Origin of the sequence: Yersinia nurmii (assembly GCF_001112925.1) — a bacterium.
GTDB lineage: Bacteria > Pseudomonadota > Gammaproteobacteria > Enterobacterales > Enterobacteriaceae > Yersinia > Yersinia nurmii.
Genome location: NZ_CPYD01000016.1, coordinates 67005 through 79977, shown reverse-complemented (window position 1 = coordinate 79977; position 12973 = coordinate 67005). Strand labels below are relative to the sequence as shown.

Below are 12973 nucleotides of genomic sequence, written 5' to 3'. Positions count from 1 at the left end.
TGAATGGCTAACATGTTCGCCTTGATTCTGGCCTTAGCTACGCTAGTTACAGGGATTATTTGGTGTTTCGAGCGTTTCAAATGGGCGCCGGCGCGTCAGGCAAAAATTGCGGCTATCAATGCCCAGACGGCAGGCACGGTAGATGAGAAAGCTTTATCTAAAGTTGCTCGTCAGCCGGGCTGGATCGAGACCTGCGCTTCGATTTTCCCAGTGCTGGCGCTGGTATTTATCGTGCGTTCATTTATCTATGAGCCATTCCAGATTCCGTCTGGATCGATGATGCCAACTCTGCTGATCGGCGATTTTATTCTGGTGGAAAAGTATGCCTACGGCATTAAAGATCCTATTACCCAGACGACGCTGATCCCGACGGGACATCCGAAACGCGGCGACGTGGTGGTCTTTAAGTATCCTCTGGATCCTCGGGTTGATTACATCAAGCGTGTGGTCGGTTTGCCGGGAGATCGGGTTAGTTACGATCCTATCGCCAAACAGGTGACGGTACAGCCGGCCTGCAATACCGGCCACTCTTGTGATAGCGCGTTAGCCATTACTTACAGCCAATCTGTGCCGAGCGAATTCGTCCAGACTTTCCGCTTTAGCGGTATGGGCGAATCTTCCGCCGGATTCTTCCAGATTCCGACCACTAAACCGGTTCCGGATGATGGCGTACGTTTACGTCAGCGCAGCGAAAGTTTAGGGCCAGTTTCCCATCAGATTCTGATGGTGCCGGGTCGGAACGATCAAATTGGTGCTTATTATCAGCAGCCAGACCAACCGCTTGGCGTTTGGGTGGTTCCGGAAGGTCACTACTTTATGATGGGTGATAACCGGGATAATAGTGCGGATAGTCGCTTCTGGGGCTTCGTCCCTGAGCGCAATCTGGTGGGTAAAGCCACCGCTATCTGGATGAGTTTTGAAAAGCAGGAAGGTGAATGGCCAACGGGTGTGCGTTTAAGCCGTATTGGTGGAATTCATTAATCTGAGCGGTATCCTGATTGACTGGCGCTGTTGGTTGGCAATAATCCGATAAATCCCGATGAGCTGATCGACATTAGCAATTTGGGCGGTGAATGCCCCAACAACGCCAGAATTTCAATTAATAAGGGTATATATAAACGCAGCATTATGTTTCCACACGTTGTAGAATAACCTTTCGAGCGATAAAAGTTGGCTTCCTGTTGGAGGCACTGCAAACGAAACAGCTTTGTGTTGGCTTTGGGCGAAGCAGACCTGTTCCGTATGCTGTAGTTTTTGACGCATTCTTGATCTATTGGTAACTCATGAATCCCATCGTAATAACCAGGCTACAGCGGAAGCTGGGCTATACTTTTCAACAGCAGGATCTCTTGCTGCAAGCTCTGACTCATCGCAGCGCCAGCAGCAAACACAATGAGCGTTTAGAGTTCCTGGGTGACTCAATTCTGAGTTTTGTTATCGCCAATGAGTTGTATCACCGCTTCCCTCGCGTAGACGAGGGCGACATGAGTCGGATGCGGGCAACCTTGGTCCGAGGCAATACTCTCGCCGAAATGGCCCGTGAATTTGACCTTGGCGAATGTTTACGCCTTGGCCCGGGTGAATTGAAGAGCGGCGGTTTTCGTCGTGAATCCATTTTGGCAGATACGGTAGAAGCTCTTATCGGCGGCGTGTTCCTCGATAGCGGTATTCAAACGGTCGAACGGCTGATTCTGGACTGGTATCGTAGCCGGTTAGATGAAATCAGCCCCGGTGACAAGCAGAAAGACCCAAAAACGCGTTTGCAGGAATACCTGCAGGGTCGCCATCTGCCGTTACCTTCTTATCTGGTTGTGCAGGTTCGCGGAGAAGCACACGATCAGGAATTTACTATCCACTGCCAGGTCAGTGGCTTGAGCGAGCCGGTAGTCGGTACTGGGTCAAGTCGTCGTAAAGCTGAGCAGGCAGCAGCGGAACAAGCGCTGAAACAGTTGGAGCTTGAATGAGCGAAGTAGAAAAAACGTATTGTGGCTTTATTGCAATTGTTGGTCGTCCGAACGTGGGCAAATCAACTTTGCTAAACGAGTTGTTGGGCCAAAAGATTTCCATCACCTCGCGTAAGCCGCAGACAACCCGCCACCGGATTATGGGCATCCACACCGAAGGGCCTTATCAGGCTATCTACGTGGATACCCCGGGGCTGCATATTGAAGAAAAACGTGCCATCAACCGTTTGATGAACCGAGCGGCCAGCAGCTCGATCGGTGATGTGGAATTGGTTATTTTTGTTGTCGAAGGGACTAACTGGACCGCCGACGATGAAATGGTAGTGAATAAACTGCGCAGCTTGAAATGCCCGGTTCTGTTGGCTATCAACAAAGTGGATAACGTCACGGATAAAACCAAGCTGTTGCCACATATTCAGTTCCTGAGCCAGCAGATGAATTTCCTCGATGTGGTGCCAATTTCTGCGGAGAAAGGCATGAACGTGGATACCATCGCGGCCATCGTGCGTAAGCATATGCCGGAAGCTGAACATCATTTCCCGGAAGAGTACATCACCGACCGTTCCCAGCGTTTTATGGCGTCGGAAATTATTCGTGAAAAACTGATGCGTTTCCTAGGTGAAGAGCTGCCTTACTCGGTTACCGTAGAAATCGAGCAGTTTGTGCCGAATGAACGTGGTGGTTATAACATCCATGGCCTGATTCTGGTTGAACGTGAAGGCCAGAAAAAAATGGTTATCGGTAATAAGGGTGCCAAGATTAAGACTATTGGTATCGAAGCTCGTCAGGACATGGAACAAATGTTCGATGCCAAAGTGCATCTTGAACTGTGGGTGAAAGTGAAATCAGGCTGGGCCGATGATGAACGAGCATTGCGCAGCTTAGGCTATACTGACGATCTGAAATAAGACTCGTCGATGGACGGTTGGCAGCGCGCATTTGTTTTGCATAGTCGCCCTTACAGCGAAACCAGTCTGATGCTGGATTTGTTTACCGAAGGGGAAGGGCGCATGCGAGTTTTGGCCAAGGGTGCGCGTGGCCGACGTTCCAATTTAAAAGGCTGTTTACAGCCTTTTACGCCATTACTGGTTCGCTGGGCTGGTCGTGGAGAAGTGAAAACACTACGTAATGCAGAGCCGGTTTCTCTGGCGCTGCCGCTCAGCGGATCGATGCTTTACAGCGGGCTGTACGTTAACGAACTCCTGTCTCGCGTACTGGAACATGGTACTAACTATTCCGCATTATTCTTCGATTATCTCCATTGCTTACAAGCGCTTGCCGCAACGGATGGTTCCCCTGAACACGCTTTACGTCAGTTTGAACTGGCTATGCTATCCAGTCTGGGTTACGGCGTGGATTTTCTTCATTGCGCCGGTAGTGGACAACCCGTCGCTGAAACCATGACTTATCGCTATCGGGAAGAGAAAGGTTTTATCGCTAGTTTGGTGGTAGATCACTATAGTTTTACCGGACGGCAACTACAGGCATTGGCCTGCCGGGAGTTTCCCGATGCAGAGACATTGCGTGCCGCCAAGCGTTTTACCCGCATCGCGTTGAAGCCTTATTTGGGTGGTAAACCGCTTAAAAGTCGCGAGTTATTTAGACAATTCGTAATAAAACCTCCTACCGACCCGAAGCAGACATCCTGATTTTATTGATTTTTAATCCGTTCTGTATCAACTTTCCCCGATCCTAACCTATCCGCTGCGCCTGCACTCGGTGTAAACTGCGGGCTGTTAACCTATCTTACTACGGGCTTTTCTGGAGGGCTGTCATGGCTGATTTGCTGCTAGGCGTTAATATCGATCATATCGCTACGTTACGAAATGCGCGTGGTACTCACTATCCCGATCCGGTGCAAGCGGCTTTCATTGCCGAGCAGTCTGGCGCTGACGGTATTACCGTTCATTTACGCGAAGATCGCCGTCATATTACCGATAGAGACGTACGCATTTTGCGTCAAACCATTCAGACTCGAATGAACTTGGAAATGGCTGTTACGGACGAGATGCTCGACATCGCCTGCGACATTCAGCCGCACTTTTGCTGTCTGGTGCCGGAAAAACGTCAGGAAGTGACCACTGAAGGTGGGTTAGACGTTGCCGGTCAGATTGACAAAATGACGTTGGCTGTTGGTCAGCTTACCGACGCTGGGATTCTGGTTTCGCTGTTTATTGATGCTGATATGCGCCAGATTGACGCCGCGGTGGCGGTAGGCGCACCTTACATTGAGATTCATACCGGCGCTTATGCTGATGCTAAATCCGATCTGATTCGTCAGGCAGAGCTGATGCGTATTGCCAAAGTGGCGGCCTATGCCGCTGGCAAAGGTCTGAAAGTGAATGCTGGACACGGCCTGACTTACCATAACGTTCAGCCTATTGCGGCCTTACCTGAAATGCATGAACTGAATATCGGTCATGCGATTATCGGCCAGGCGGTGATGACCGGCTTACCGGCTGCGGTTTCCGAAATGAAAACCTTAATGCGGGAAGCGCGTCGCTAATGGCTATTTTGGGGCTGGGTACTGATATTGTTGAAATCTCGCGTATAGAAGCTGTGGTGAATCGCAGTGGAGAACGGCTGGCAAAGCGAGTTCTTAGCCCAGCAGAATGGCAGCAGTATCAGCATCATCAGCAGCCGGTGCGGTTTCTGGCTAAACGTTTTGCGGTGAAAGAAGCGGCGGCTAAGGCGTTTGGCACCGGTATTCGCAACGGACTGGCATTCAATCAGTTTGAAGTCGTCAATGATGTTTTAGGCAAGCCGACGCTGCATTTACATGGCCGCGCGGCGGAGCTGGCGCTGGCGTTAGGTGTGGCATCTCTGCATGTTTCTTTAGCCGATGAACGGCGCTATGCCTGTGCAACGGTGATAATTGAGAGTTAATCAGGATTTAGTCGGTTCGGATCTTGAGAAGGGCGTATTTATACGCCCTTTTTTGCAACTGCGGCGCGGTTACAGGCGGTCGGCGTGATGCAGTAGAACGTATTTATCCCATAGCTGCTCATTAGTTTCGACGCAGGTAGGATCGGTAATAATCGTGTTATCAATCGGGCAAACCAATTGGCAGGTCGGCGTTTCGTAGTGGCCAACGCACTCGGTACAGCGCATTGGATCAATCTGGTAAATTTCTTCGCCCATCGTAATAGCCTGATTCGGGCACTCCGGTTCGCACATATCGCAATTAATGCATTTACGCGTGATCAACAGGGCCATGAGTTCGCTACCTTTGGTGTGGGGGACATAAATCAGCCGGCGATTATACCGCTATCATCGCCTTAGACCAGTTTTTTCACCAGATTTGCGCTGTGGTTGATGTGGTCTTGCGCCTGATCAAAATCCTGCTGGATGATTGCCATAAATAGCAAATCGGTGAGAGCAAATTGAGCGGTGCTGGAGGAGATTGCCGCGCTGCGAATGGCCGGTTCTTCCGCAATGGTATATAAGCAATGATCGGCGCGTTGCTGTAGGCCATTAGGAGAAAAACTGGTGAGTGCCAGCACCTTAGCTCCTGCCGCCCGCGCTTCCTCCGCAGCCAGATTAACTTCCCTTCGTTCGCCGCTGAAAGAAATTGCCAGCAGTAAATCCTGTGGACTCATGGCCTGAACTGTCGCTAGCTGTACGTGCATATCTGCTTCGGCTACCGCCATAATGCCAATTTTCAATAATTTATAGGAGAAATCCTTCGCCACCAGTCCGGAAGCACCGATCCCGAGTAGAATAACCCGACGCGCATTTTTCAGCATTTCCAGTGCGACGAGCAGGCGTTCTTCACTGTTGATATCCAGCGTGGCGCGCAGAGCAGCCTGCTTTTCTACCAATAGCTTTTCACCGACGATTTTTAAACCATCGGTACTGAGAATCTGATTATGTACTTTAACCGCGGCCTGCGGTGTCGCCACTACTTCGCTCAACGCCAGTTTTAGCGCAGGAAAGCCTTTGTATCCCAGTTTTTGAGCAAATTTCACTACGCCAGACTGGCTGACTCCGGCCATTTGCGCCAATTTCTGCGAGCTGAGATGCCGCGCCTGTTCAGGGTTTTCCAGCAGGAAATCAGCCAGTTTTCGGTCGTTTTGCGCCAATGTAGGGTAGATCTGTCGTATGCGTAGAAGACTGCTCATAACACCATTCCTGAAAGCGGGAAGACATTCTGCCATGTTTAGCGCTAAAAAATCAGATCGGGCGCATGGATAGGGTTAACTTACCGATTTTTGTGATCTCTGCTCTAAAGATAGCCAAAAATGCTCGCCTTGTTGAATATAATATTCAATTATAAATAGATAAATGTGAATTAAAAATTCAATAAGGTGACGTATGAACTTAGGTGCTTTGGTATCAGAAAGTCGTAATCCAGCAACAATGGATCTGGATAAGTTATCCACCCTGGAGATGGTCAAGCGTTTTAACGATGAAGATCGCAAGGTGCCCGATGCGATTCGTTTGGTGTTACCTGAAATTGCGCAGGCGGTTGATTTAGCTGCCGAAGCGTTGAAAGCGGGCGGGCGCCTGATCTATCTGGGAGCGGGAACCAGCGGTCGTCTGGGCGTATTAGATGCATCCGAGTGTCCGCCTACTTTTGGTGTGCCTCACGGATTAGTGATCGGCCTGATTGCCGGTGGACCGGGAGCCTTGCTGAAGGCGGTAGAAGGGGCGGAGGACAGCCTGACATTAGGTGCGGAAGATTTACAGGCATTGAAATTAACCTCCACGGATATGGTGGTTGGCCTAGCCGCCTCCGGTCGCACGCCTTATGTGATCGGCGCTTTGCGCTACGCTCGTGAGTTAGGTTGCCCAACGGTTGCGATTTCCTGTAACCCGGATTCACCTATTGCGCGGGAAGCGCAGCTTGCCATTTCCCCCGTGGTAGGGCCGGAAGCGTTAACCGGTTCAACGCGGCTAAAATCCGGAACTGCGCAAAAGTTGGTGCTGAATATGCTGTCTACTGGTGCGATGGTGAAATTGGGTAAGGTGTATCAAAACCTGATGGTAGAGGTAAAAGCCACTAACGTGAAACTGGTGGATCGCGCCTGCCGCATCGTGGTGGAAGCCACCGGCGCAGACAGTGCAGAAGCGGAAAACGCGCTGAAACAGACCGATTTTGAGGTTAAACCAGCGATTTTGATGATCCTGAAAGGCATTGGCGCAGAGCAGGCGCGGCAGGATTTGGCACAGCATAATGGTTATTTGCGCGCCGCTTTATAGCGCTTAGCCTGAGGATATGTGGCAATGGATAAATCAACCGCTTTAGCGCAGCAAATTTTGGTCGGTATTGGTGGAGAAGCCAATATTCGCAAACTTGAAAATTGTATGACCCGGGTCCGAGTTGAAGTGAACGACGACAATCTGCTGGATTTATCTCATCTGAAGCAGTTACCCGGAGTGAAAGGCTATATCAAGCAGGGGGAACAGCATCAGTTTATTGTTGGCCCCGGTGCGGCGTCTAAAGTGGTTGAGCGAATGCGTGGCCTGATGGTTGGAAAAACAGAAGACATCGCTGAAATCGATACGGTGAGTCGAAATAAAGCGCAGGCCAAAGCTAAATATGCGGCTCCGATGAGCGGTGCGCTGAAGAAACTGGCCGACGTTTTCATTCCGCTCATTCCTGCGTTTATTGCTTCCGGCTTAATTATGGGAATAGTTAATATTCTCAAGCGTCCGGATATTTCTGGCGATTTAGCGCTCCACTACCCGAATATTTTGGGATTGTTGGCGATCTTTGGCAGCGCAGTGTTTGCGATTATGAATATTCTAGTGGGCGTTAATGCCGCTAGAGTGTTCGGGGGATCGCAGGCAATGGGTGGCGTAATGGCCGGTATTTTATCCAGCCCGGCGCTGGCGCAAATTACGCTATTTGGTGAAGCTTTGCAGCCGGGACGTGGCGGAGTTATCGCCGTTTTACTGGTTGTGGCATTGATGTGTTGGATCGAGAAATGGTTGCGTAACCATCTGCCTGAATCGATAGAGCTTATTGTCAATCCGTTGTTAACCACGCTGATCACCGCCTCTTTGGCTATTTTGCTGCTACAACCGCTGGGCGGGTACATTTCCGAAGTGATCACCCACGGAGTCAATTTGGCTATCGATCGTGGCGGGCTGTGGGTTGGTGCGCTGCTGTCTGGGTTGTTTCTGCCGCTGGTACTGTCCGGTTTACATCAGGGATTGGTGCCTATTCACGTAGAGCTGGTACAGGCTCACGGCGCCAACCCGTTGCTGCCGATACTGGCGATGGCAGGCGTAGGGCAAATCGGTGCAGCGCTGGCGGTACTGATGAAAACGCGCAATGCGCGCCTGAAAAAAGTGATTAAAGGGGCTTTGCCGGTCGGCATTTTAGGAATTGGTGAACCACTGATTTTCGGGGTGACGTTACCTTTAGGTAAACCCTTTATCGGCGCTTGTTTGGGCGGGGCCATCGGAGGTGCATTAATCAGCTATTGGAAAGTAGCGACGGTGATAACCTTCGGTATTTCCGGCTTGCCGCTGGCTTTGACCATTATTTCTGGCAAAGTCATGTTGTACCTTTTGGGTATGGTGATCACTATTCTGGCTGGTTTTATATTTACTTGGATTATGGGTTTTACCGATCCAGAAGAATAATAGCGTAACGCTGTTCATGGTAAGGAAAAAGGCGTTAGTATCACTTTAGGATATCGCTCTGTCGGCGCGGGTTTGACAGAGCGAAGGACATTTTGAGGAGTGATAAGTTGAAGCCAGAACCGACCTTAGCAGACATCAGGCAGCAGGCCGCTGAAGGCAAACGCGTTGTATTTTTTGATTTAGATGGGACGCTGCATCAGCAAGATATGTTTGGCAGCTTTTTGCGATTTCTTATTCGTCGCTTACCTCTTAATTTACTTCTGGTTATCCCGTTATTACCCGTCGTTGGGATTGGCTTACTGGCAGGAGGTCACTGCGCTCGCTGGCCGCTTAGCCTGCTGTTGTGGGGCATTACCTTCGGGCGTAGCGAATCTCATCTGAAAGATCTGGAGCGGCGCTTCGTACAGGCGTTTCGTCAGAAAGTGGTGGGTTTTCCTGTGGTAAAAATGCGTCTGCGGCAGTATCTGGAACGGCAAGACACGCAGGTGTGGCTGATCACGGGTTCACCACAGCGGCTGGTGGAGCAGGTTTACCATGATTCTATTTATCTGCCCAAGCTACATCTTGTTGGTAGCCAAATGGCGCGACGCAACGGCGGCTGGATTTTGCCGCTACGCTGTCTGGGGCCAGAAAAAGTGGTACAGCTTGAGCAGCGGCTCGGTTCTCCCTTGAAACTCTATAGCGGTTATAGCGACAGTAAGCAGGATAACCCGCTGCTGTTTTTCTGCGAACACCGCTGGCGGGTGAGTAAGCACGGCGAACTACAGCGGTTAGAGTGATTATTTTTCATGGAATGCCGCATGGTTTGCTCAGTTTTTCGTGATTTTAAAGGCCCGTTTATTGAAGCACGTCAGTTGTTGCCTCAATGTGTTACATCGGTATCACTATGGCCTAAACGCCAGATTTTCTCTGCGTAGCGGCCGAGTAACCATAAGCTTCCGCCCAGCATCACGAAAAACAGCGTTTTAGGCAGCGAATCCCAAAATAGCTCGAAAAAACGGGTGTACAGGTTGATGGCTAAAAAGGTTAAGCCGAAGCCGCGAAGCATGGCGTCATCTCGCTTCAGCCCCAGCCATATAGCGGCTCCTGCCGCCAGAGCAAACAGTAAACTCCAATGGAACAGCTCGATTTGGCGTACCTGATACCAGCCGTCAATATCACCGTAATTACCGAAGATCGACAGTAACCATAAGGCGAGAAATAGATATAGCAGACCCATTGCTTGTGAAATCCGTTCCAGCCGCCGCTGGCGCAGCGGGTTTTGGGCCAACAGAACGACCGATATCAGTATCAAACCGAAAAGAATAAAGCGCAGCGGGTAGTTCAGGCCCAGCCAATAAGCTCCCCAGCCAGAAAGGTAGCCGGTTTCCGCGCCAAAGGCGTTCCCCAGAGATAGCAGAGCAAATAGCCAGACTAAGGGGGAGCGACCTAGCCAGCCGATTAGTGCATAAATTCCTGCACCGAACAGCAATAATAGAGAAACGCGACCACTGCCGTTATCCAGCCAAATACCTAAGTAGCCTAAAGATGTTGCGGTAAATAATACGCCGAGAAACAGCACCGCTTCATTGCTGTAAATTTTATCTGGGTTGAGGTGATAGCGGCGAAATCCCCAATAATAGAAAGCAACGGCGATCGCTGCGCTGATTACAGATATGACCGGAGCGTCGAAGCGAAGAAATTGGCTAATCCAGGTAATGAGAATGCTGTCGGCAAGCAGGCTGGCAACGGCGGTAGCCAGGCAAGCGAGCGCGCCTATAAAGGCATAGCCCGCCAGTCTGCGCCAATCAAAAGGCTGAATCACAATGTGCTTTAACAGGCGCTGATGTTCTTCCGGCGCAATGACGCCTTCACTGACCCAGCCATTTAGGGTTTTCTGTACCACCGCCGCATTTTTCTTGCTGAGTTTCATATATTCAGGCTTCCTTGTATGAAAGGTTCTCTCGGCGGTTTGAGCCACTGCTGCGGGTCAGCAATGTGAAGGTGACGGCGAGATATTTTATGTATTCTTCACTTTACTGTATTGATGACTTTTATTGAGTATAAGTAATAGGTGGGTCGCTCGGTAGCGGTAGTCTGAGTACTTCTGGTGGACAAAATCCCCGTTCAGCGCTTGCGCTGTGTATAATGCCCGCCGCAAAAAGTGCCTGAGAGGTGAGTGTGTCTATTGAATATAATGATGAATACTGGATGCGTCAGGCATTAGAGCTGGCGCAGCGCGCGCAGGAAGAGGGCGAAGTGCCGGTTGGCGCAGTGCTGGTGTTGGATAATCAGGTTATTGGCGTTGGCTGGAACCGACCTATCGTACATCACGATCCTACCGCTCACGCTGAAATTATGGCGTTACGCCAAGGCGGGCAGGCGCTACAGAACTATCGACTGCTTAATGCGACATTATATGTCACGCTGGAACCTTGCGTGATGTGCGCCGGAGCTATGGTACACAGCCGTATTCGTCGTCTGGTTTACGGTGCTAACGATGTGAAAACCGGCGCGGCAGGCTCGTTGGTAGATATTTTGCGCCATCCGGGGATGAATCATCAGGTCGAAATTACCTCCGGCGTTCTGGCAGAGGCATGTTCTGCTACGCTGAGCACCTTTTTCCGCCAGCGGCGGGAGCAGCAAAAAGCGCTGAAGCTGGCTCGTCGCGCCGCTGCGCAAAACGAGCCAGAATAGTCCTTGAATCGGGTCAGTTATTAATCGACCAGCCCGGCTCAACCACTGGATAGGCTTTGCCTAATTCAGCTTCGATAGCCGCACTTTGCGCGGCTTTTTTCTCTTTATCCTGCAAATAACCCACCAGACTGACCTGATAGCGTCGGATGTTTTCCACGTAGTTATAAGCCTCATGCCCACGGGCATAGCCGTAAGTCGTACTGGGGTAATAGCGCTTCTGGCTCAGCATCGGCAAACGCATTTTTACATCTACCCAGCTATCTGGATTACCGTTCTGGCTTTTGGTCAGTTTACGGGCATCCAGCATATGACCATAACCCATATTATAAGCCGCCAAGGCAAACCAAATCCGCTCGTCTTCCGGCACGGTTTCCGGGATCTTTTTCATCAACCGTTGCAGATATACCGATCCGCCTTTAATGCTTTCCTCTGGGTCCAGGCGGTCTTTCACGCCCAAACCGTCTGCCGTGGCGCGGGTCAGCATCATCAGGCCTCTGACGCCGGTTGGTGAGGTAGCCTCGGGATTCCAGTGTGATTCCTGATAAGCGATGGCCGCCAGTAGCTTCCAGTCGATTTCCCCGGCGTGTTTCTCAAACAGCGGCTGGAAGGTTGGCAATACCGTGTCTATGGCTCTCAGGAAGGTTTTGGTATCCACATAATCGAAGCTGCCAACGTGGCCCAGATATTTCTCTTCTAAGCGCGCCAGACTGCCGTCTTCAATCATTTGGCTGTAAAAATCCAGCATCGCGGCGTACAGACTGTCGTCATCGCTACGTTTAAGGTACCAGGTGACCGGTTCTTCATCGGTCACATCGAAAGCTACCGCCAACTGCGGATGGATACGTTGTAACAGGGCAATAGTAATGGAATCGCCTAACGTGTAATCCAGCTTGCCATCGGCCACCTGCTCTAAAAGTTCTTTAGCCGAGCGATCGGTTGAGGACTCCCAGCTCAGATTCGGATACTTGCCCTGTTTTAGCTGTTTTAGCGCCGCCATGTGCGCAGAACCGGCAGCCACGGTCAGTTGCCCTTGCAGATCGTTAAAGGTTTTTGGGCGGGTCTTGCCCAACCGATAAACCAACTGTTGGGAAACTGAATAGTATGCGGGACCGGTGCGCGCCCGATTCAGGCGTTCACTGTTATAAATCAGGCCTGCGGCCAGCAGGTCGGCGTCGTTGTTGTCCAGATCTTCGAACAGGTCATCGATATTGTTACGTGTCGTGACCACCAGCTTCACGCCGAGATAATCTGCGAAGCGTTTTGCCAGTTCGTAGTCAAGACCGGTAGGGCCATCTGTACCTGGGGTGTAGATCAGCGGTGAGTTCATCGTACTGATACGAAGCTCTCCGCGGGCTTTGATCTGGTCGAGTTGTCCCTCCTGACCGTTGCGCCAGGGAATATTCGGCCATAGCGCAAGAGCCAGAAGCAAGGTAACAACACCGATAAAAAAATAATTTAATTTAAGGCGCGTCAAATAGTTGTCTCTCGGCAGCGCGGGATTGTGCGTTATATATAAGGGCGATTTAACATGGTTAAATCCCCAGTGCGGGGGCATTTTGCGCAACAAAACGCCAGTGTGCAACTTTATTGACACTTTATGATAATTCGACGACTTCTCGCGCTATTATCAATAATAGATACGCAAACGGTTTCGTCGGAGGCCGAGATTCTCTATAATGGCGCGCGTTTTCCCCTGTTGCGCCCAATGAAGTGCTGTTCCAGCTGCTTCGAAGACGAGA

General features: G+C 50.7%; 14 protein-coding genes. 10 read left to right on the top strand and 4 right to left on the bottom strand.

Annotated features, from left to right (window positions below; all coding sequences use genetic code 11):
* Positions 1 to 3: 3 nt before the first annotated feature.
* The 6 genes from lepB to acpS all read left to right on the top strand — a co-directional run bounded on the left by lepB (position 4) and on the right by acpS (position 4850).
* Positions 4 to 981 carry a signal peptidase I gene (gene lepB / locus AD970_RS17115; RefSeq protein ID WP_049601841.1) on the top strand — a complete coding sequence of 326 codons (978 nt, stop codon included), beginning with the start codon at positions 4 to 6 and terminating at the stop codon, positions 979 to 981.
* 302 nt (positions 982 to 1283) lie between these two features.
* On the top strand, positions 1284 to 1964 hold the full coding sequence (rnc, locus tag AD970_RS17110) for a ribonuclease III (protein ID WP_049601836.1): 681 nt from the start codon (positions 1284 to 1286) through the stop codon (positions 1962 to 1964).
* Positions 1961 to 2872, top strand: coding sequence for a GTPase Era (era, locus tag AD970_RS17105; protein ID WP_049601833.1), 912 nt, complete (start codon positions 1961 to 1963; stop codon positions 2870 to 2872). The genes rnc and era overlap by 4 nt, the downstream gene beginning before the upstream one ends.
* Positions 2873 to 2881: 9 nt before the next feature.
* Entirely contained in the window at positions 2882 to 3613 is a 732-nt protein-coding gene (recO, locus tag AD970_RS17100) for a DNA repair protein RecO (protein ID WP_049601830.1), read from the top strand.
* A 125-nt stretch (positions 3614 to 3738) separates the two neighbouring features.
* The gene (gene pdxJ / locus AD970_RS17095) at positions 3739 to 4470 is read left to right on the top strand and encodes a pyridoxine 5'-phosphate synthase (protein WP_049601826.1); all 732 of its coding nucleotides are present in this window, start codon (positions 3739 to 3741) and stop codon (positions 4468 to 4470) included.
* Positions 4470 to 4850: a holo-ACP synthase gene (acpS, locus tag AD970_RS17090; RefSeq protein WP_049601823.1), complete on the top strand. Its 381-nt coding sequence runs from the start codon at positions 4470 to 4472 to the stop codon at positions 4848 to 4850. Before pdxJ ends, acpS begins: the two co-directional genes overlap by 1 nt.
* Positions 4851 to 4919: 69 nt before the next feature.
* On the opposite strand, the gene AD970_RS17085 is transcribed toward acpS, so the two are convergent.
* Together AD970_RS17085 and AD970_RS17080 are read right to left on the bottom strand one after the other, a co-directional pair.
* Positions 4920 to 5180: a YfhL family 4Fe-4S dicluster ferredoxin gene (locus AD970_RS17085; RefSeq protein WP_049601821.1), complete on the bottom strand. Its 261-nt coding sequence runs from the start codon at positions 5178 to 5180 to the stop codon at positions 4920 to 4922.
* A gap of 62 nt (positions 5181 to 5242) precedes the next feature.
* A complete protein-coding gene (locus AD970_RS17080) occupies positions 5243 to 6085 on the bottom strand; it encodes a MurR/RpiR family transcriptional regulator (RefSeq protein WP_049601817.1) in 843 nt (280 codons plus the stop codon).
* Positions 6086 to 6278: 193 nt separating this feature from the next.
* On the opposite strand from AD970_RS17080, the gene murQ reads away from it, so the two are divergent.
* The 3 genes from murQ to yfhb all read left to right on the top strand — a co-directional run bounded on the left by murQ (position 6279) and on the right by yfhb (position 9337).
* A complete protein-coding gene (gene murQ, locus AD970_RS17075) occupies positions 6279 to 7166 on the top strand; it encodes an N-acetylmuramic acid 6-phosphate etherase (RefSeq protein WP_049601816.1) in 888 nt (295 codons plus the stop codon).
* 24 nt (positions 7167 to 7190) lie between these two features.
* Entirely contained in the window at positions 7191 to 8558 is a 1368-nt protein-coding gene (locus AD970_RS17070; RefSeq protein ID WP_049601813.1) for a PTS transporter subunit EIIC, read from the top strand.
* Between the two features lie 107 nt (positions 8559 to 8665).
* Positions 8666 to 9337: a phosphatidylglycerophosphatase C gene (gene yfhb, locus AD970_RS17065; protein WP_049601810.1), complete on the top strand. Its 672-nt coding sequence runs from the start codon at positions 8666 to 8668 to the stop codon at positions 9335 to 9337.
* An 83-nt stretch (positions 9338 to 9420) separates the two neighbouring features.
* Here the strand turns inward: yfhb and AD970_RS17060 are convergent, their stop codons facing one another.
* Positions 9421 to 10470, bottom strand: a complete 1050-nt coding sequence (locus AD970_RS17060) for a hypothetical protein (RefSeq protein WP_049601808.1) — start codon at positions 10468 to 10470, stop codon at positions 9421 to 9423.
* Positions 10471 to 10718: 248 nt separating this feature from the next.
* Between AD970_RS17060 and tadA the strand changes: the two genes are divergently transcribed.
* Positions 10719 to 11234 (top strand): tRNA adenosine(34) deaminase TadA, encoded by a 516-nt coding sequence (gene tadA, locus AD970_RS17055; RefSeq protein ID WP_072080679.1) that lies wholly within the window; start codon positions 10719 to 10721, stop codon positions 11232 to 11234.
* Positions 11235 to 11247: 13 nt separating this feature from the next.
* Here tadA and mltF read toward each other — a convergent pair whose 3' ends face one another.
* A complete protein-coding gene (gene mltF, locus AD970_RS17050) occupies positions 11248 to 12708 on the bottom strand; it encodes a membrane-bound lytic murein transglycosylase MltF (protein ID WP_049601803.1) in 1461 nt (486 codons plus the stop codon).
* Between the last annotated feature and the right edge of the window lie 265 nt (positions 12709 to 12973).